This is a genomic window from bacterium (assembly GCA_016702305.1).
Lineage (GTDB): Bacteria > Electryoneota > RPQS01 > RPQS01 > RPQS01 > JABWCQ01.
Window position 1 is genome coordinate 94,496 of the sequence record JADJEH010000001.1, and the last position, 21,352, is coordinate 115,847.

Below are 21,352 nucleotides of genomic sequence, written 5' to 3' on the forward strand. Positions count from 1 at the left end.
GTTCGATCCGACTTGGCTACCATAATGATTTGTTTTTCAAACACTTCATTTAACAAGAGTGAAAGACAGACCACCCCTAAGGGGTGGAATCTGCCGTTACCCCGTTCCCTGTGGGCGGCAACCCTGTGCACTCTGCCCGGTACGGCCTTAGCCTACGATCCGCTGTTCACCGTGAACACCTTCTGGATTGCCATGGCCGGACTGTTCGTCGCCGTGACGTTGGCCGGAATCTGCGTCCACGCCATCCGGAAGGCCTTGAAACTGTCCACGACCGATGAAACAACCGCGTGGGAATCGCTGGCTGCAAACGTCGCCGAAACCGTTCTCCTGCTCGATAAGAATGGCGTGGTGCTCTACACCAATCGTCCAAACGAATGGACAGGCGCCTTGGTCGGCGAGCCATTCGATCAGCGATTGCATGATGATGACCGCCGGAAGTGGGCAAGCTACCTCGCCGAAACCGATGCCTCGGCCTGCGCCAACGTCGTCTTTCACGTTACTGCCGCGAACGGCGCCGAACTACTCTGGGAAGTACGGCTCTCGCCCGTGCCCGACGGACCTTTGGGCGCAAAATTTCTGGCCTGCTGCCGCGATATCACCGAGCGCAATCGCCGTGACTCGACACAAAACGTCCTTTACAAAATCTCGCTCGCAGCGTCACGTATCGAGTCCGTGCGCGATCTCATGTCTGTGGTCGTCACTCAGCTCAACAAGCTGACCGATACGGCTAATTTCTACATCGCCCTATATGACCAGGCAACGGGCCTCTATTCTAAACCGCGCTGGCGTGACAACGGCGATTCAGGGTCCATCGAAACGCCTCAGCTTGATCTGACCGGCGGATTGACGGACTACGTCCGCACCACCGGCAAGCCGCTGCTGATGAATGAGGAAAACCGTGCCCGCCTGCGCGAGGTCATCGGGATCAAGAGATGCGGATCGCCCGCCGCCTGCTGGCTTGGGATTCCGCTGCGCACCAATGCCGGCGTCGTCGGCGTGCTCGTTCTGCAATCATACTCTGACCCGCATCGCTATACCTATTCCGATGTCGCCTTGCTTACGATTGTCGCGGGCTCGCTGGCCCGTGCTATCGAACGCCAACGGGCGATCGGTGCACTCAGACAGCGCGAAGCTAAGCTGCGCCTGCTCACGGAGCGCCTGCCCGCCCTGATCTGGTCGCAGGACGAGGCCGGGTACATTACACACGTCTCCGGCGCCGCACTCGATGTTCTCCAAGTCCCCGCCCCGGATTGGCTGGGCCGCAAAATTACCGACTTGCTCGGCTGCGGCAAAGGAAACGAATTCGCTTTGGAAGCCGCCCGGCTGGCCGTCGCTCCAGCAAAACTGCATCTGACCGGAGTGCATCGCTCGTTTGACGCCACCGTGGAAGCGGTCTTTGACGAAACGGGGCACTTCATGGGTGCAACCGGGGTTGCGCTCGATGTCACCGAACGCGATCATGCCGACGCCGAACTGCGGCGGTTCTTTGACATCAATGCCGACAGCTTTGTAGTCTTGGACCAGCAAGGGCGGGTGCAGCGAATCAATGAGACGTTCAGCGCCACGACCGGCTATAGCTGGGACGAGTTCAATGCCAAAACGCTCGCCAACGTTGTGCATCCCGACGACGCCGTCGCCGCACAGGCCGACATGATCGCCGTGTTCGGCGGTGTTCCACTCATTGGCCGCGAGCTGCGCGTCGTCTGCAAAGACGGCTCCTGTCGGTGGATGTCGTGGAATGCCGTGCTCGGCGAAGACGGCCGGATTTACGCCAGCGGCAAAGACATTTCGCATCGCCGCGAAATGGAAATGGCGCTCGTCGAACGCGAAGAACAACTGCGGCTCTTCGTGCGGCACTCGCCCGCAGCGTTGGCGATGTTCGACAACGACATGCGCTACCTCGTGTGCAGTGAACGATGGATTCAGGATTACCGCTTGGGGAATCGCGATATCATCGGCAAAACACACTATGAGGTTTTCCCTGAAATTGGCGAAGAGTGGAAAGCGGTCCACCGCCGCTGCCTGCGCGGCGCGACCGAAGAGTGCAGTCGAGAACCTTTCGCCCGCGGCGACGGTACGCTCGATTGGGTGCGCTGGGTCGTCAAACCCTGGCTCTCCGGCGACGGCAACATCGGCGGCATCATCATGTTCACCGAAGTTATCACCTCGCAGGTCGAAGCCGAAGTCGAACTGGAGAGGTCACGCAGTCTCGCCCGCCAAATCGTGGATTCGTCGCTCGATGCCGTCGTGGCCGTTGACCATCACGGCGCCATCACCGAATGGAATCCGCAGGCCGTTGAAATCTTCGGCTACACGCGGGACGAGGCCATAGGTCAGCAAATTGATGAACTGATCGTGCCGGAACGCTTCCGCTCCGAGCACCGCAATGCCTTCAACAATGCGCTGCATGTCGGCCAACGCGACACCACAAACCGGCAAATTCAACTGCCTGCCCGCCGCAAAAACGGAAGCGAGTTCACCGTTGAACTCTCGATCGGTACCATCGCCCTCGGGGATCGCCGGCACTTCTCGGCATTTATTCGCGATGTCACCGAGCGTGAAGCCCGGGAAACTGAACTGCGCGAAAATAGAGCGCGGCTCGCCGATGCGCAGCGCATTGCCAAACTGGGCTTCTGGGATTGGGATGCGCAGAAGGACGAGATGCAGATCAGCGCCGAGAAGCTCGAACTCTACGCCCGGCCAGGACTCAACAGCCCAATTACCTTTGCGACCTTTCTCGACATCGTTCACCCTGACGACCGTGCAGTGATTCTCGAACAGCATCGGCAAATGGACGAAGGGCTCGATCACTTCGAAATGCAGTATCGCATCGTGCGAGCGTCCCATGAAATTCGTCACGCGTTCAGTCAAGGCGAAGTCGTGCGCGATGCCTCCGGACGTGTCATCCGCATCTTCGGAACAACCCTCGACGTCACCGAACGCGTCCGCGCCGAATTGCGCCTCAAAGCCAGCGAACAACGCTTGGCCCTCGCGCTTGAAGGATCGTCTGACGGATTCTGGGACTGGAATCTTGTCACGGGCGAGTGCTACTGCAGTTCCCGCATCGTGGAATGGCTCGAATGTACGTCCGCAGAGTTCGTGCATACCACCGAGTTCGTAGATTCGTTCATGTCGCCTGAAGACCTACAGGGCTTCAATCACGCCTTCGCCGAACATGTCGCCGGGCATACCCCTCAGCTTCAGGTCGAAGAACGCTTCCTCACCAGAAACGGTAAGGTTGTCTGGCTGCTCACGCGCGGCAAAGTAATGGAATGGGACGAAAACGGCAGGCCGATGCGCGCTGTTGGAACGTGCACCAACATCACTTTGCGAAAGAACATTGAAACACGCGCAGCACAGCTCGGACAAATCCTTGAAAATGCCACAAACGAAGTCTTCATCGTAGACGTCGAGTCCGGCAGAATCCTCGAGGCAAACCGGCGTGCCCTGGCAAACATTGGCTATTCGCTTGAAGAGGTTCGCGAACTCTATGCGCAGGACATTGCCGAGGACAAATCTCCGCTCAGCCAACGTGAACACGTGCAGGCAATGCTGAACGGCGAAGCCGACGAAATGCGCAATTTGGGCATCCGCGTCCGCAAAGATGGAACGACCTACCCCTTTGAACACGTCGTGCAGTTGATGGAATGGTACGACCGCAAAGTATTCGTCTCCTTTGGAACGGACATCAGCGCGCGCCTGAATGCCGAACAAGAGTTGGGCCGTCTCGAAGGGCAATTGCGGCACGCGCAGCGACTGGAAACAATCGGCACGCTGGCCGGAGGTATCGCGCACGACTTCAATAACATCCTGACGCCGATCCTGGGCTATGCCGACATGGCGGCTGCTGATCTCGAACCCGGCTCCCGCGGTCGCCGCGACATCGAACAAGTGATTCAGGCCGCCTATCGCGCCAAAGGTCTCGTTCAGCAGATCCTCGCCTTCAGCCGCCAATCGGGTCAGGCTAAACAGCCGCTGCGGGTTGATCTCGTCGTCAAGGAAACCCTTCACTTGCTGCGCGCGTCGCTGCCGCCTAATGTCGAACTTACGCAGAATATCCACTGCGTCGGCAACGTGCTCTCGGATCCGACCTTGATCAATCAGATCGTCATGAACTTGTGCACGAACGCGGCACAGGCCATCGGCGCAGACGACGGCACCATCGGTGTTACGCTGACATACGAGGCCGTCACGCCCGTTGCAAACCCAGACGGCAATACGCTCGCGCCCGGGGAATATGCCGTGCTCACCGTGGCCGATTCCGGCGGCGGCATGGACGAAGAGACGCTCGGACGCGTCTTCGAACCGTTCTTCACGACCAAGGAAGTGGGGCAGGGGACCGGCCTCGGACTGTCCGTCGTCCATGGCATCGTCGCCGCGCATGCAGGTGCTATTCGCATTCAGTCCGCGCTCGGCAAAGGCACGCGCGTGACCGTCTGGCTGCCCCTCTATGGAGCAATCGAGCTCGCCGCCGTCTCCTACGATCCCGCGAAAATCAGCGGCACCGAGCATATCATCCTCTGCGACGACGACGAGACCATTGTTCTGCTCGGCAAAGAGATGCTCGAGTCGTTCGGCTACAAAGTGACCGCCGTCGCCGATCCCGTGGCCGCATTGGCCGCGCTCCAGGAGGCAGCACCGCGACCGTCCGCAATTGTCGTGGACGATGTCATGCCGATTCTCAGCGGCCGCGACGTTGCCCTCGCCGCGCACGACTTCGATCCAGATCTTCCCGTTATTCTACTGTCGGCCAGCGCCATGCACAGCCCCGATCCGCACACAGGTTCCGTGGTCCTGGCAAAACCGGTGAGCGCCAATGAACTCGCGCAAGCTGTTCGCGACGCCATTGATCTCGCTACTCAGAAGGCACTTTGTAAGGAGTAACCATGATTCGCATCCTCGTCATTGACGACGATCCCAACGTCCGCCAAATGCTCTGCAGCATGCTCGAACGAGAAGGATTTGAAACAGAGACCGCCGTCAACGGTCACCAAGGCATGGCTCAATTTCGCGCCAACCCGGCCCAATTGGTCATCACCGACATCATTATGCCCGAACAGGAAGGGATCGAAACCATCCGTCAACTCAAAACGGAATTCCCCGACGTGCCGGTCATCGCAATGTCCGGCGGCGGCCGAATCGGGCCATCCGACTACCTGAGCATGGCAAAACTCCTCGGGGCCGCCTACACCCTGTCCAAGCCCTTTGATCGCGCCCAATTGCTGATCGCCGTCCGCGACGTGCTCGGCGCGTCGCTGGTCTGATGTAAGAGCCCCTGTCCATGGGGCATTTTGCCCGCATGGAGAGGCACCGAGGACTTCCCGCTGGTTCTATCAAACCAAATTTCGCTGCGAAAAAAACTACACACTTGTTAATCAGGCGCTTAGAGCCTGTTCCCCGATCTGCCCACGTGGTGAGATTCTCACCGATCTCCCCATGCTCGCTTGACTTCCCCCCCCTCCCGTGACTATACTTAGTCGTGCATTTCATCACTTTGCACAGCCACGATTATTGACCCTGTACGATAAGTTTGTCATGAACCCACATTAGGAGATTTCGATGAAGTTGAGAATGATCTGTATGGCTCTCGCGCTGATGGCGCTGGCGTCGGTTAGCTTCGGCCAGTTTAACGCGGTGTTGTACACCACGGACACGTTCACGACGGGTTGCGACGGTGGCGATATGCTGCCGGACGGTAGCCCCGTGGTGTCGGTTTATTGGGATGCGAACAACAACGGCCCGGACGCGGCCGACGTGATTGCCCCTGACGCCGTGCAGTCGGTGTACGCGTTGAATGGCAACGACTATTTGGGTATTCCGGGCGCGTTCTATACGGACCCGGCGTTCACGTACAATGCGTTCACGCCTGCCGTGAGCAAGTTCTACGTGGTGGTTAATGCTCCGTCGGCTCGTTACACTTCGCGTGTTTTGACGATTCCGAACGCCTACAGTGAACACGACCTGACGGGTTCTTGGACCTGCCAAGTGACCGTCGTCCCCTGCGACGAACCGACCGAAATCAATATTGAGACCGTTGGTGGCCGCGACTTCCTTCCGGACGGCGCGACCTACACGAATTGCTTCGGCGCTTGCGCCGGCACGACTGTGACCATCTGCCTCGGTCCGTTGGCTCCGGACGAAATGCCGATTGCCGGTTTTGGTGAGTGCCAGGGCACGCCTGCATCGTTCTCGTTCGGTCAATGGCAGTATGTCGGTAACGCAATTTCTGGTATGTGGTGCTTGCAGCTCGTTATTGAGACCGAAGGCTGCATCTGCTTCCGTCTGGATGACATCCTCGCCGCTGAGCTTGGCAGCTTTGATGCCGTCGCGCGTGACAACAGCGTTGAACTGCGCTGGAACACGATTTCCGAATCCAACGTCGAAAGCTTCTCGGTCCTGCGCAAGATCGCCGGCCACGAGTCGTTCGACCTGATTGGCAATGTCGCTGCGGCCAACTCGGCCACCGGTGCGACCTATTCGTTCGTGGACAACGGCGCTGTCAACGGCACGTCGTATGAATACACGCTCGAAACCGTCAACCTGAGCGGCTCGCGTGAATCGTGGGGCGTTATCGCTTCGGCCACCCCGTCGGTTGACGCGGCCGTTGTGACGGAATACGCTCTGCATCAGAACTACCCGAACCCGTTCAACCCCTCGACGAACCTCGTGTTTGACGTGGTGGCTGAGAACGTCGTGAACCTGACGGTTTACAACGCGATGGGCCAGGAAGTTGCTTCGTTGGTGAACGGCACGATGGCCGCTGGCCGTCACACCGTTTCCTTCGACGCCGCCAACCTGACGTCGGGTCTGTACTTCTACACGGTGAAGATCGGCAACGAGTTCACCGCCACGAAGAAGATGCTGTTGGTTAAGTAAGCTTACCCCTTACCTTATGCAACGGGCCGCCCATTCGGGCGGCCCGTTGTTGTTTGACTTCCGACTTTTGCAAGGCTATATTGTGTTAGGTAGCTCGTAAAAAAGAACTCAATTGAGTCCGAGGTTGCCATGAGACTCGTTTCCTTTCTGTTCTTATGCATTGGCTTGTCTGCAATGGCGAAAGCACAATTCAACGCAATCCTTTACACGACTGAACCTTTCCGTAACAGGTGTCTTTCGAATTGCTGGTCGTACGTGCCCGAAAATCCGGCACACATGGTAAAAGTGTTCTGGGACCACAACAACAATGGTCCGGATGCCTCCGACCCGCTGGCTCCCGGCGCGGTTCAGAATGTCTACCACTTGAACGGTGCCGAATATCTTGGTATTCCCGGGGCGTTCTATACGGATCCGGCATTTACGTACAGCTCCTACACACCTAATCCGAGCAGGTTCTACGTTCAGGTCGAGATATATTGGGTCGAATGGTTTTCCGAAGTAATCACAATCAATCCCGGATACAGTGAACATGATCTAACAGGAACATGGTCCTGTTGGACCGAAGGTGTTCCGTGCCAGTCTGATGATGTTCATTTCTATTCTGATCCGTGGAACGACCCGGCGGAGGCATGTTTGAGACTGTGCGCTTACTTTCCAACCCCGATTTGCTTTCACGAACGAACTGAAGATGAGCGCCCTGTCGTTACGGTCGTTCCCTTATATCCCAGTTGCGCGACATTCAGCAACTGCTATGAAGATTGTTGCCCCGCTTCGTTTGCTTATGATGACGCCGGCTGGACGTATTTCCCCGAGCAGGCCACATGGTGCAATTGGATCTACCCGACGACCTACGGCTGCGCATGTTTAGTGGAGCAGTACCTTCCGGTCGAGTATGGCGCGTTCGAAGCATTGCCACGCAATCAAGCTGTGTTGGTGCAGTGGTCAACTGCGTCTGAGCATGACGTCGCCGAATTCAGGTTGTTCCGTGATGGCGATTTGATTCATCGAGTCGCGGCCTCTAACTCGGCGACAGGGATGCAATACGAGTTTCTTGACGAAGATCTCACCAACGGGACGCCATACACCTATTCGCTTGTTGTGGCCAACCTTGATGGATCGCTCGACCATTGGCCCACGACTGCCAGCGCATCACCGGTTTCCGACGCGACAGTCGTGTCCGAGTACGCGCTGCATCAAAACTACCCGAACCCCTTCAACGCCATGACGAGCATCGAATATGACGTTGCATCAGACAATCATGTGACGCTCGCGGTGCGCAACCTGTTGGGGCAGACGGTCGCGGAGTTGGTGAACAGCGGACAAGCCGCTGGCCGTCACACCGTCAGCTTCGACGCTGCCAACCTGACGTCGGGTCTGTACTTCTACACGGTGAAGATCGGCAACGAGTTCACCGCCACGAAGAAGATGCTGTTGGTTAAGTAACCAGCGTAGACGCTGGACCCAGTGCCGCTGGCGCGTGGGCCTGACGCTGTTGGATTTGCATTAGCGGGCCGCCCAATTGGGCGGCCCGTCGTTGTTTGCGAATTTCGTGCGAATCAGGGTATCCACTGCCGCCCTCACGGGGCAGTAGTGTTGCCATTCGTAAACAAATCTCCCGGACGTACCTGAAAATAAAACGAAATTGTGCCAAGGGCTTGCCTTGCCCTGAAAATGAGCGTAAATTCACTGGTTACCTGTTTTCCATATCCGCCAAGTCCTCATGTAACCGTAGGTGAAACAATATGAAACGTTGGTCCCGGATCGTATTTATTGGACTCTGTCTCCTGGCCGCCTCGTGGGCGGGTGCTGCGGAGTTCTCTTCGGCGCTGGAAGAAAAGCTCACGACCGTCAAGCCTGATGACTTCATCAGTTCGATCGTCATCCTCCCCAGTGCGGTAGACATTCGCGCACTCGACAATGCGCTGCACGCGCGTAAGGCCACCGTCGCCGAGCGCAATGCCGAGGTCATCTCGGCGCTGAAGTATAACGCCGCGCAAAATCAGCCGGCCTTCCTGTCCGAACTGGATGTCATGACCCGCGACGGCGTTGTCAAAGGCTACACGCCCTACTGGATTGACAATCTCGTGGTCATTTACGCGCAGGCGCAGTATCTCGAATCCTTGCGCATCCGCGGAGACATCGAATTCGTCACGACGAACTTCTCACCGGAACTGATTGAACCGCTGCGTATTCCCGAGAAGGGCGCCGATATGCGCGCGCCGCATAATCCGCTCGACACCGAAACCACCACGCCCGGCCAGAACGCCATCGGCGCTACCCGCGTCAATCGCGAACTGGGTATCACCGGACAAGGCGTGCTCGTCGCCAATTGCGACACGGGTGTGGATGGTACGCACCCTGCACTCTCCGCGCGTTGGCGCGGTAACTTCGCGCCCGTCAGCGAATGCTGGCGCGATGCCGCCGGACTCGGTCACGCTACGCCCCAGGACGGCAACGGCCACGGCACGCACGTCATGGGCACGATGGCCGGACGCGCCATCTCCGGCGTCGATACCAACACCGTCGGCTCCGCGCCGAACGCCCGTTGGATCGCGACCAATACGATTAACCAGGGCACCGGCTCCAATTTCGACAACGACGTGATTGCCGACTATCAGTGGTTCGCCAATCCCGACGGCAATATCAACACCACCGCCGATCTGCCCGACGTCATTCAGAATTCGTGGGGCGTGCACTCCGGCTTCGCAGGCTACTCACAGTGCGACACGCGCTGGAACTCCTTCATCCTGAACTGCGAAGCGGCCGGTCCGGTTGTCACGTGGTCTGCCGGTAATGAAGCCAGCTCCGGTCTCCGCACGCCGGCGATTCACTCAATGAGCGCCTATCAGATTTTCTCGGTCGGCGCCGTAGATGCCCAGGACGGTGCAGCACCGTATCCGATCGCCAGCTTCTCGAGCCTCGGACCCACGCCGTGCACTCCCGCCAGCCCCGATAACATCAAGCCCGAAATCTCTGCGCCCGGCGTCAACATCTATTCGTCCGTGCCGGGCGGCGGCTACAGCGGGACATACTCCGGCACCTCGATGGCCGGACCGCACGTTGCCGGCGTCGTTGCACTCATGCGCGAAGCCTGCCCCGATTGCGATCACATCACAATCAAAGACGCGATCATGACCACGGCCCTCGACCAAGGCACGGTCGGTCAGGACAATACCTACGGCCATGGCGTCATTCAGGCGTACGAAGCCGTCTTGGCCGTCTCGAATCTCGGCCGCATCGGCGGCGTGGTTACCGATGGCGCCAGTCCATTGTCCGGAGTGAAGGCCTATATCGCCAGCGCCGGCGCGCAAACGCTCACCGATGTCAGCGGTCAGTATTACATCGCTCTGTCGGAAGGCACCTACTCCGTCGAATACTCCAAATTCGGCTATGTCACGCAGACCATCGGCGGCTTGACCGTCGTGATTGACGACACAACCGTTCAGAACGTCACCTTATCCTTAGCCGCCACTGGCATTCTGTCCGGTGTCGTGACCGATTGCTTCGGCGCTCCGGCCGTGGGTGCGACAGTGGAACTACTGAATGTTCCGGTTGCTCCGACCACGACCAACGGCTCGGGCTTCTACTCCTTCACGATTCCGCAGGGAACGTACGATGTGCAGGCGTCCGGCGCGGGCTGCGGTGAGGCCACGGTAGCAGGCGTCGTCGTAACGGCCAATACCACTCAGAATATCACATTGCCGTCTGACCCGGCGTACGACTGCAGCGCGCCCGACGCGGGCGGCTATAGCGCTTGCGAAAACGGCGATGCCACTGGCCCGGTCTTCAATTGGTTTGAAGTCGCACCCAGCGCTGGCGGCCCCGGCACCGCGACGACGATCACGCTCGATGATGCCGGCCAGTCCGTTGCGCTGCCCTTCACGTATCGTCACTATGGTGTGGACTACAACAGCGTCTGGATCTGCTCGAACGGCTATGTGAATCTCGGCGGAACGAGCACGGCCTACGACAACGAAGCGCTGCCCAGTGCGACCATCGGTGCAGCCGTTGTTGCCTTCTGGGATGACCTCTATCCGCCTGACGGTGGCCAGATTGCCTACTATCACAATGCGGCTGAAAACGCCTTCATCATCGAGTGGTACCAAATCTCGCACTTCCCGTCGGGATCCAACTCGCCTGAGACGTTCCAGATCTGGCTCTACAATGCGGCAACCAATCCCGGACCCAACGGTGATAGTCAGGTCCGCATTCAGTACCAAACAACATCCAACATCACGAGCAACTCCGTCGGTATCGGCAGCGCCGCGGTCGGCAGTACCTATGCTTTCAATGGAACGCTCGACGTAACGTCGCAAGGCCTCGAGAACAGCCGGGTGATTACCTATGGCGGGTTCACGGTGCCTGAGTTGGGCACAATCTCGGGTACGGTGACGGATGGCTCGAATCTCCCGCTCGCCGGCGTGTCGGTTACCGTGCAAGGCTATCCGCAGAATGACATCACGGATGCCAACGGCCTCTACAGTCTCACGCTCACACCGGGCAGCTATGACCTGGACTATGCGAAGCTCGGCTATGGTCCGCAGACGCGCACGGGCGTCGTCGTGGTAGATCAGCAAATTACCGACGAAGACGTGCAGATGTTTGCCTTGCCGGTTGTGACGTTTGTGGATGAAGACTTCGAAACGGGCGCACCGGGCTGGACCCACGACGCCGCGGCGGGTTGGGTGGACAACTGGCATGTTTCCACCGAGCGCGCGCTGTCGGGCACGCAGTCGTACAAGTGCGGTGATGTTGCCACTGGCAACTATGCGAACCTCTGCGACGCTCGTTTGACGTCTCCCGTGTGGTCGAACCTCCCGGCTTCAGCGAGCTTGAGCTTCGCGGCGCAGATCGAATCGGAAATCTCCGGCGTCTATGCGGACTCAGCCTATGACGGCGGCTGGGTGGAAATCTCCGTTAACGGCGGCGCGTGGACCAATATCGTCCCGACGCCTGCCTATGACAAGACGTTCCGCTATCGCGCAGGCGGCGGCAATCCATACAGCGGCCCCGTCCCCGGTGGGCGCTGCTATGCCGGTACGATTACGACGTGGACGAACTACACTCTTGATCTCGCCGCGTACGAAGCCCAAAGCGTGCAGCTGCGCTTCCGCTTTGGTTCTGATGCCGGTACCAACCGCGAAGGCTGGTACGTGGATGACATCATCGGCACCGGCTACGGCGACGCCGTTCCCGATGCACCGGCCAACCTGACCATCGCCGTCAGCGGCACGGATCTCGTGTTCCGCTGGGACGGTACCGGCCCGCTCTATCACCTGATGAGCGCTGCCACATCGGACGGCCCGTACGAGACGATTGCCGGAACTACCGCCGCCACCACGTTGACGATACCCGTGCCCGCCGACGGGACGCGTTACTACGTCGTTGTGGCCACCAACGGCTTTGCCGTGTCGGCGCCCTCGATGCCGCGCAGTTTGAATTTGCGCTGATCGCAGATTCCCATGCATCACAAAAAGGCCCTCGCGCAAGCGAGGGCCTTTTGTCATAAGGAGTATTCCGTTGTCCGTCTTATCGCACCCGCAGTGCCCGCGCGTCGCGCCGGATTGCTAAAGGAATGTAGTCGCCCCGCCGCGCCACAACCGCCAGATGATAGCGTTCGCCGATCGTCAACGCAATGGTCGCCGTGGTTGCCGTGCCCGGCACTTCAGCCTGCCACGCCCACACCGAATCCTCGGGCTGCGCGCGATAAATGTCGTACGCGTCGGGCTCGAACGGATGGCCTAACACATCGTCCGTCACCGCCATCCAATAGAGACGCAGCGAGTCACCCTCCACGTGCAGGGTCAGGTCCTTCGCCGCCGACGGCGGTGCGTCCGGCGCGGATGCAACCAGCAGCATCTGATCAAAAATCGCCTTCCATCCCGTGGACAAAGCATTCTTGCCCGGAGTCCGCACCGTGACCGTGTTGTAACCTGTGTTCAATGTCACCGTGTTGCCCCACAGAGTATCCGTGCGCTCCCAGCTCTGATACAGCGTGTTCAAATACATATCCGTCGTCGCCAGCGCCGCCTGACCGTTCACTTCAATGCTCACCTGCGCAGCGTTGCTTGTGCGGCCGAAAAAGAACGCTGTCTGGAAACTGCCGCCAGTCGGTGCCCAAAACGGAAGTGTCACGAAGCTCGTCCCATTCGCGCCCGTCAGCACATACGCCGCCATCCGGCCCCACGGATTCGTATTGTCGTGCCGAATCCAATCCCGACACCACTCTTCCTTGATCCGCGCGCCTGACCAACTGATATGCCGCAAAATCTCAGGCTCAAGCCGAAACCAATAACGATAGTGTAACAAACTATCCGCCACCGCCACGCCGCTAACTTCCGCCGCCGCGGTAACCGCATAGTCGCCTTCATACAGCCCCGCCGGAACGCGGACTCTGCCGGTCAATGTCCGCAGCGCCGTAGCATACGGAGTGGGACCGGCCCACGGACATGGCAGGCCGTCAATCGAAATCGTCGCCGTTTCCGTTTCGTGTAATCCATGCAGCTCAATATCCAGCGTATCCCCGGCGCTGACAATATTGCCAATGTCCACGCGCACGGGTCTGAACCACAGCGTCGGCCCGCCCAGATATTCCCAGGCCGAATCCACGGTGTCCAGCCCCGCGTCCGTCCACATGATCAGCGGATAAGTGCCCATAGGCAGCGAATCGGCCATGCCGAATGTCGCGTCAAAAATCGAATCGGGATTGACCGTCAGGAATGAGGTCTCGTGCAACTCGAGCGGTGTGTCGCCTAACTGTGCGCCATACACCGCCACCTGCGGATCCAGCCCTGAACCAATAATGCGCAGTGTTTCACCCGCATGCGTCGCCTGATCGCCGCTTTCGTCCACGGCCCGCCATGTCGGTCGCTCAAGATACGCGTAAGCCATTGTCCGATAGTGCCCCGCCAGATTATTGAAGCGGCCCACCTCGGTATCGTAATGCAGACTCGTCGTGAATGGAATCGGATCGTTATTGTGCCAGCGATAGGCCGCCGCTGTGTCCGCCAAATAGGCTACGCAGCCGTGCAGCGGCAATTGCGTATAGACGGGCGTCCAATAACGGCCGCCTTTGAAATAATCCTCCGTGCCGGTTCCGTGCCACGTCGCCGTGGACTCGCCGTCAATGTAAAAATACTCATCGCCTTCCAGCACGTGATTGTCCGGCTGCTGCATGTCCTGAACCGTGCCGACAAAATTCCCCGCGCCTTTGAAATCAGCGATTACGTAGTTCTCCCACAGCCGCGTAGGATCAGCCTCGCGGTACTGCCCCGTCAACCGGTACGGACCGACATCACCATTAGCCGTCTCAATCGTGAAGGCGAACGGCTGCGCCTGCGGCGTGCGGTTCTCAAACTCAATGTGCAGCTTGCGGTCCGTCACAATGGGCAAATTGAAATAGAGCGAATCCCCCGTCTTGCCCGCGCCTGTGGATTGAAATATGCGCCAGCCAATCGGCGTCGCCCATGCCACCGACAGCGGGCCTTCAATATCTGGCAGCGGATAACCGTCGGTGAAGACGCGCACCCAGAAATTCTCGAACACAGTCTGCGTGCGATTCTGCAATCTGAGTAGCATCCTCCGGGTCTGCCCGTTAAGCTCCTTATCGTACACCGTCACCGTCTGCCCGATCCCCAACACTCCCGACGTATCGTGAAATGCGTCTCGCGTCACGTAGATCGGCGTCGCCGGAGTCGTCAAGCGCGCCGCCAACGAATCGAGATGTTCCATATAGTCGGGACTCGGTGGCATCGTGAAGGATGGCACCTGCGTGCCCGCCGGCAACTTCAGTACCGTCACGTGAAAGTAAATGTCCCACGCGTCGTTATACGTTATACGCAGATGATTCTGAAACGGAATCGGTACATAGCAATAATATCCGCCCGACGAACTGTCGGCCACCGGAGGCAGGAACGGAGACATGTCGCCGAACGGTGCCGCCAGCGGTGTGTCAATTATGGCCGTGGCGAGATTGTCAACATACAATCGCCAGCGCCACTGCGGAGTGGTATTGTCCTGAGTCCACCACATCGCCGTCACCACGCCCGGTCCCTCGATATCGCACAGCTTCTGATAGCCGTCCGGGGCCGTCCCGTAATAATAGCCCAGATCACTGTTACTCCCATTGCGCGCCCAACTCGAAAAATGCACAACCTCGCCCTCCAGCGGCCACGACAGCCGCTCCGGGTGAAGCATGTAGTCCCAATACGACTGACCCCAAACCACAGCGGCTGGAATCAGAAATAACATAAGCCTCACGAAAATCATGCGGTCCCTTCAGTAATATTCATTCTGACCATAAGTTAGTTGCCAACCCAAGCCAGTGCAACGTCCGGGAACGCTCCACTTTTATTTGTACCATTGTATGTCTGGCCTGAAAGTGTTAATATTATCCAACCTGTCCAATTTTTTGTCTTTGTTTTATCAATATTTAAGAAGACGCTTGTATGGAATTGCTGCTTGCACCGTGGCCATGGTATGTCAGTGGACCCTTGATCGGCCTGACTGTGCCTCTCCTGCTGATCCTTGGCGGGCGAGTCTTCGGAATGTCCTCCAGCCTGCGCCATATCTGTGCCGCCGTTTACCCCGCTAAGGTCGAATACCTGAACTACGACTGGCGGCGCGAAGGCCTGTGGCTCATCCTCATGGTCGCCGGATTGGTCATCGGTGGATGGATCGGCGGTAACCTGTTGCGCGCGGACAATTCCGTGGACCTGGCCGGTGCCACCGTCAATGAACTCGCGGCACTCGGAATTTCCGACATTCAAGGTCTGGCCCCGCCCTCACTCTTTAGCTGGTCCGCGTTGCGGACTTGGCCGAGCATCTTACTCCTTGTTGTTGGCGGCTTCTTGATCGGATTCGGAACGCGCTGGGCCAACGGCTGCACCTCTGGTCACGGCATCACCGGCCTGGCAAACCTGCAATGGCCCTCGCTGCTCGCCGTCATCGGGTTCTTCATCGGCGGACTGCTCGCCACGCACCTGCTCTTCCCCCTGATCTTCTAATGGCCAAGAACAACAACAAACCCTTCAAGCTCTCCCTGCGTCAGACGATCATCTATCTCGCGCTGGGCATCTACTTCGGTATCATCATCTCCAAGTCCGAGGCGATCTCGTGGTTTCGCATTCAGGAGATGTTCCGCTTTCATTCGTTTCACATGTACGGCTTGCTGATGGGCGGTGTCGTCACGGCGGCTTTTTGCCTGAAGCTGATTCGCTCCTTCGGCATCAAGAACATTGACGGTGAAGCCATCGAAGTACCGCCCAAAGAAACCGAAACTTGGAAGGCCTATCTGCTCGGCGGCGCCTGCTTCGGAATCGGCTGGGCTTTCACCGGCGCCTGCCCCGGCCCCCTCTATACGCTGGTTGGTACCGGCATGACCATTATGCTTGTCCCGCTGTTCTTCGCCCTCGTCGGTGCGTGGACATACGGCTATCTCAGACCCAAACTGCCGCACTAAACACTCGATGTACTTCCGTCAGATTGAAGACCCGTATCTCGCGCAGTACGCCTACCTGATTGGCTGTCAACGCACGGGCCAGGCGCTGGTGATTGACCCTGAGCGCGACATCGATGTCTACCTCAATATCGCAGCAGAAAACGGCCTCACGATCGTCGCCGCAGCCGAAACTCACATTCACGCTGATTTCGTCAGCGGCACCCGCGAACTGGCACGGCGGATTCCAATAACGGCGTACCTGTCCCGCGAAGGGGGAGCCGATTGGCAATATGAATGGAAACCGGCTCTGCCCAGTCGTGTCCGGCTGATCCAGCACGGCGACAGCTTTCGGATTGGCCATATCGAAGTCCAGGCGGTGCACACGCCGGGCCACACGCCTGAGCATCTCTGCTACCTGGTTACCGACCACGGCGGCGGTGCCGATGAACCCATGGGCATGGTCAGCGGGGACTTTGTCTTCGTCGGCGATGTGGGGCGGCCTGACCTGCTCGAGTCGGCGGCCGGCGTCGTCGGTGCCAAAGAACCGTCGGCCCGGGCGTTGTATCGGTCCCTGATGGATTTCATGACGCTGCCCGACTATCTGCAAGTCTGGCCCGGACACGGCGCAGGCTCGGCCTGTGGCAAAGCCCTCGGCGCTATTCCCGATTCCACCGTTGGCTACGAACGCCGCTTCAATCCCAGTCTGCGGGCCGCGCAAAGTGGGGAAGAGCGCTTCGTACGCGAAATCCTGCACGGTCAACCTGAACCGCCGCTCTACTTTGCTCAGATGAAGCGCTGGAACAAACAAGGTCCGCCGCTGCTGCCCGAGTCGTTTCTGCTCGAACGCTTCCTGCCCGAGCGCCTGCCGACTTTCGCGGATCATGCCGAAACCGTTGTGATTGACACGCGTGAGGGCGCGCAATTCCGCGCCGCCCATGTGCCGGGCAGCGTCTGGCTGCCGCTTTCGAAGAGCTTTGCCAGCTACGCGGGGTCGTTGATTCGCGCCGAACAATCCATCGTGCTGCTCTGCCACGAAGCCCAGGCCGACCTTGCCGTGCGCCTGTTGTGGCGAGTCGGTCTCGACAATATTCTCGGCTTCGTCGCACTATCCGACTATCACGCGTGGAGCGGTGGTACCGTGCTCGACGCGATGAATACTTTTACCTTCGCGCAGGCGCTGGCCTCCGACGGTTTGATCGTAGATGTGCGTGCCGAAATTGAATACGACGAGGGCCATCTGCCCGATGCCGTATCGCTGCCCTATGCGCGCATTCTCACTCGTCTCGACGAACTCCCGAACGAACGCCTGCTCGTTTTCTACTGCTCAGGCGGCAGTCGTTCCGCGGCAACGGCATCCGTGCTCGCCCGCCTCGGCTATCGCGTTGCAATGATTGATGAACCTCTCGAAGCCGCCGCCCGCCTGCTGGTCAGCGAGCACGCAGCCTCATAGAACGATCAAGCACTTCCCTGAAACGCCAGCGGGCCAGAGAATCTCTCTGGCCCGCTTCTTTATTCAGTGTCCGCCGCAGCAGGGTGGAGGCCCGTGATCAGCCGCTAATCCCGCTACGCCGCGCCATAACAGCACAATCGCCGTCGCCGCCATCAGCGCACCTGCCGCCGCATTGCCGTAACGGCTGTAACGCGCCGGAATGCGTTTGATCAGCGCACCCAAACCCAGCAAAGCAGGCATCGTCCCCACGCCGAACGCCTGCATGATCAACATGCCGTTCCACGGAGAATCGGCCGCCGCCGACCGCGCCACCATGGCATAGAGTACACCGCACGGCAACAGCGCCGCCGCCGCGCCCAGTCCCGGTGACATCCACTTGCCCCAGCGCAACGCCCGCTTCGACATCGCTACCGAGATCTTTGATAAGATCCCGCCCGATGTCCTTGAGAAATACGCGAATCCTAAGGCGGCCAGCATCAGCACGCCACCCGCCAGCGATACCCACGCCGCGGCGCGCTGCAATCCAACCTGATTCATAAACAGCGAACCAAGGGCAGCCGCGAGGACACCCAGCGCAGAATACGACAGCAGCTTCCCGAGCGAGAAGCCCAGCGGCGCCCACGCGCCGCCCGTCATCTTAGAGCGGCAGCCCAGCGTCGCCAGCGGACCGCACATGCCGATGCAATGCGCGGAACTCAGCAGTCCCACAACAAACGCCGGCACGATATCTACAGTAAAGGCGTTCATGTTAGTTCACAAATAGTGCGATGCGGTCGTGAAATACCTTCTCGCCCCGCGACAGCTCGGCCACGCACTCCCACGCGCCGCGTTTAAGCGGCTGCGGAGTCCGTACCGCATACTGACCGTTGCCCATCGCCAATACGCGCACGGCTTCCATATCAAGACCCTTGTCGGACGGACGGTAGAGTGCGCATGAGCCCAGCAACGAATCGCAGGGCAAGCCCGCCGCGTCAATCACCGACAATACCACCAGCGAAGCATCGTCAAGCGCCGCCGCCGTCACCTTCCAACCTGTGCGCAGCGTGGCTTGCTTCTCGCCCACCACCTGCTTCAAATTCGCGCCCTTCTCGTAATAGTGATCCGTCACGAGTTCCGGCGGATTCTGCATCGCCACGGTGACCAGCACCGCGTTCATCGCAATCGTCGCCGTGAGTATCGAAATGATAATCATCGGCCACAAGTTCTTGTCGAGAAATTGCTGAATCTTCGTACGGGAAATCTCTGTCATCGTTGTCCCCTGTTTCGTTCCCTCATGCATGCCTACTTCCCGGTGTATACAGGCCCCAGGAATTTCGCGACCGCTTCACCGATCTCTTGCGTCCCGTCCATCAGCTTGAATTCAAGCGGCGTCGCCGCTGACTTGATCTGATCCCGCTTGATCAGCACAAAGGCTTCGGCCTTGATACGCTCGCCGGGCTTGATCAGGAACGGCTCGCCCAGAACCATTAATTGCGCGGGCACGTCGCTCGCCAATTTCACCGTCACCGTCCGCGTCCGCGTGTCCGTGTTCGTCAAGTGCAATTGAAGCATGTTGCGCACCAGACCGTCTTCCTGCACCAGGTACGGCGTGCCCGCCGAGCGCACCACTGCGAAGTCCACGATTTCCCGCGACGACAGACGCACGATGAACATCGTCGTCACCAACGCGAACACGACCATATAAAGTATCACACGGGGCCGCACATACTTGCGCGACTTGTGCTCGATACCCGCCGCCGAATCGTAACGGATCAAGCCAACCGGACGGCCGATCTTGCTCATCACCGTGTCGCAAGCGTCTATACAGGCCGTGCACTGAATACACTCGAGCTGCAGGCCGTTGCGAATGTCAATGCCGGCCGGACAAACCTGCAAACAGCGCTTGCAGTCCACGCAGTCGCCCTTCTGTTCCGTCTCGCCGCGCCGCATCGGCGCCCGCGGTTCGCCGCGCACCGGATCGTAACCGATGATCAGGCTGTGCTCGTCCAGGAACACCGACTGAATGCGGGCGTACGGGCATAGAAAGTGGCAGAATTGCTCGCGGAACCACGCAAAATTGAAATACGTGATCGCCGTCATCACCACCGCTACCGCCATCGCCGTCGGATGCGCTGCGCCAAACGTCCAGAACATCTCGTAAGATGCCTGCGGACCAATAAAAAACGCTGTGAAGCTCAAACTCATGGCCGACGAAATCAACCAGAAGATCAGATGCTTCGCCGCCTTCCGGGTCCAATAGGCGTCGTCATGCTCGCCGTTGTCCAGCGCCCGCCGTTCACGCGGATTACCCTCGAGCCAGCGCTCCACCCGATAGAAGATGCCGTCCAGATAGACCGTCTGCGGACAGGCCCAACCGCACCACAACCGGCCGAACATCGCTGAGAACCAGAATAGCGCCAAAACGCTTAACACCAGCAGCAGCGCCAACAAATACAAGTCCGTCGCCAAAAAGGTCTGTCCGAAAAACGAGAACCGGCGGCTCACCAGATCGAACAGCATGAACGGCTGACCGTTCATCGAAACCCACGGTGCCAACAGATAAAACAGGATCAAGACCGACGTGACGACATTCCGCCGCTTCGTCCAGAACCCTTTGGCCGGTTCATGATAAACCCATTTCCGCTTGCCGTGCGAGCCGATCGTGGCGCTGCGCTCCGGCATATGCGGTGAGTTCATCACCGGCAATTCAGTCTTCTTTTCCACATTGCTGTTCCCCCTCCCCTGGAGACCTTTCGCTGTTACAGCTTCTGCGTCGTATCCGGCGCCGCTGCTTGTTCCTTCGGCGCTCGAATCGTCGCCATGTCGTACTGTTCGCCTTCCGGCTTCTTACCGGCCGTCGGCGGAGGTTGGTTCCATAAGGTCATCACGTACGTCGAAATCATCTTGATCTTGCGGTCGCCCAGAATCGGACCCCACGTCGGCATACCTTTCGCAGCCACGCCGTTCGTGATCGTCGCGATAATCTGATCTTCCTCGGGACCGTGAATCCAGTAAGCGTCCGTCAGATTCGGGCCGATCCCGCCCTCACCGTAACTGCTGTGGCAGGACACGCAGAAGATACCGAAATACTTCTTGCCGGCGCCTACAGGATCCGCATCGTACGCACCCGACGCCATCAGTTCGGCCTCGCGCATTTCGGCAACCGTCGCCGCCTGCGCAACGTCCCGCGCCAGATAGTCCTTCGGAAGCAGATTAAACATGTGCACCAGCGGCGTATAAACCACCGCAAACACGACGCACATCAAGAATAACTGCACCCACCACTTCGGCAGAGGATTGTCCGCCTCCATGATCCCGTCGTATTCGTGCTCCAGCAACTGCTGCTCGGGGATGAAATCGCCCGGCAGCAGCTCTTCAGGCTTGTGATCTTGCTCTTTATGGCTCATGAGGAAAGTCCTCTCGTTGATTTCATGTCCTGCTCCTGCTCGTCGTCGAGCTCCAGCGGAAGGTTGCTCTCATTCTCAAACCGGTTCTTGCGGCCGGCATACGTCCACACCAGCACAGCCGTGAACGCGACCAGCATAATCAGCAGCGAGATGATGGGCCAAATGCTTGGCCCCGTGTTGGAGAGTACGTCGCGCAGCATC

The 21,352-nt window shown here is 58.9% G+C and carries 14 protein-coding genes; 8 read left to right on the forward strand and 6 right to left on the reverse strand.

Annotated elements, in window-relative coordinates; all coding sequences use genetic code 11:
- The first annotated feature begins 171 nt into the window (after window positions 1-171).
- From IPH10_00345 to IPH10_00365, 5 genes are all read left to right on the forward strand, one after another.
- On the forward strand, window positions 172-4,884 hold the full coding sequence (locus IPH10_00345) for a PAS domain S-box protein (GenBank protein MBK6909378.1): 4,713 nt from the start codon (window positions 172-174) through the stop codon (window positions 4,882-4,884).
- Window positions 4,885-4,886: 2 nt separating this feature from the next.
- Window positions 4,887-5,264 (forward strand): response regulator, encoded by a 378-nt coding sequence (locus tag IPH10_00350; protein MBK6909379.1) that lies wholly within the window; start codon window positions 4,887-4,889, stop codon window positions 5,262-5,264.
- A 295-nt stretch (window positions 5,265-5,559) separates the two neighbouring features.
- On the forward strand, window positions 5,560-6,876 hold the full coding sequence (locus IPH10_00355) for a T9SS type A sorting domain-containing protein (protein MBK6909380.1): 1,317 nt from the start codon (window positions 5,560-5,562) through the stop codon (window positions 6,874-6,876).
- A 276-nt stretch (window positions 6,877-7,152) separates the two neighbouring features.
- Window positions 7,153-8,319: a T9SS type A sorting domain-containing protein gene (locus IPH10_00360; GenBank protein ID MBK6909381.1), complete on the forward strand. Its 1,167-nt coding sequence runs from the start codon at window positions 7,153-7,155 to the stop codon at window positions 8,317-8,319.
- A gap of 299 nt (window positions 8,320-8,618) precedes the next feature.
- Entirely contained in the window at window positions 8,619-12,326 is a 3,708-nt protein-coding gene (locus tag IPH10_00365; protein ID MBK6909382.1) for a carboxypeptidase regulatory-like domain-containing protein, read from the forward strand.
- Between the two features lie 79 nt (window positions 12,327-12,405).
- On the opposite strand, the gene IPH10_00370 is transcribed toward IPH10_00365, so the two are convergent.
- Window positions 12,406-15,126 (reverse strand): DUF2961 domain-containing protein, encoded by a 2,721-nt coding sequence (locus IPH10_00370; GenBank protein MBK6909383.1) that lies wholly within the window; start codon window positions 15,124-15,126, stop codon window positions 12,406-12,408.
- Between the two features lie 197 nt (window positions 15,127-15,323).
- Between IPH10_00370 and IPH10_00375 the strand changes: the two genes are divergently transcribed.
- From IPH10_00375 to IPH10_00385, 3 genes are read left to right on the forward strand one after another with little or no spacing between them, the layout of a single operon-like run.
- The gene (locus IPH10_00375; GenBank protein ID MBK6909384.1) at window positions 15,324-15,881 is read left to right on the forward strand and encodes a YeeE/YedE family protein; all 558 of its coding nucleotides are present in this window, start codon (window positions 15,324-15,326) and stop codon (window positions 15,879-15,881) included.
- Complete coding sequence (locus tag IPH10_00380; GenBank protein MBK6909385.1) at window positions 15,881-16,336, forward strand: YeeE/YedE family protein; 456 nt, start codon at window positions 15,881-15,883, stop codon at window positions 16,334-16,336. The genes IPH10_00375 and IPH10_00380 overlap by 1 nt, the downstream gene beginning before the upstream one ends.
- Window positions 16,337-16,343: 7 nt before the next feature.
- Window positions 16,344-17,765, forward strand: a complete 1,422-nt coding sequence (locus tag IPH10_00385) for an MBL fold metallo-hydrolase (protein ID MBK6909386.1) — start codon at window positions 16,344-16,346, stop codon at window positions 17,763-17,765.
- A gap of 63 nt (window positions 17,766-17,828) precedes the next feature.
- Here IPH10_00385 and IPH10_00390 read toward each other — a convergent pair whose 3' ends face one another.
- From IPH10_00390 to IPH10_00410, 5 genes are read right to left on the reverse strand one after another with little or no spacing between them, the layout of a single operon-like run.
- Window positions 17,829-18,512, reverse strand: a complete 684-nt coding sequence (locus IPH10_00390; protein MBK6909387.1) for a sulfite exporter TauE/SafE family protein — start codon at window positions 18,510-18,512, stop codon at window positions 17,829-17,831.
- Window position 18,513: 1 nt separating this feature from the next.
- On the reverse strand, window positions 18,514-19,014 hold the full coding sequence (locus IPH10_00395; protein ID MBK6909388.1) for a FixH family protein: 501 nt from the start codon (window positions 19,012-19,014) through the stop codon (window positions 18,514-18,516).
- 32 nt (window positions 19,015-19,046) lie between these two features.
- Window positions 19,047-20,468: a cytochrome c oxidase accessory protein CcoG gene (gene ccoG / locus IPH10_00400; GenBank protein ID MBK6909389.1), complete on the reverse strand. Its 1,422-nt coding sequence runs from the start codon at window positions 20,466-20,468 to the stop codon at window positions 19,047-19,049.
- A 35-nt stretch (window positions 20,469-20,503) separates the two neighbouring features.
- Entirely contained in the window at window positions 20,504-21,151 is a 648-nt protein-coding gene (locus IPH10_00405) for a c-type cytochrome (GenBank protein MBK6909390.1), read from the reverse strand.
- Window positions 21,148-21,351 (reverse strand): CcoQ/FixQ family Cbb3-type cytochrome c oxidase assembly chaperone, encoded by a 204-nt coding sequence (locus IPH10_00410; protein MBK6909391.1) that lies wholly within the window; start codon window positions 21,349-21,351, stop codon window positions 21,148-21,150. Before IPH10_00410 ends, IPH10_00405 begins: the two co-directional genes overlap by 4 nt.
- Between the last annotated feature and the right edge of the window lies 1 nt (window position 21,352).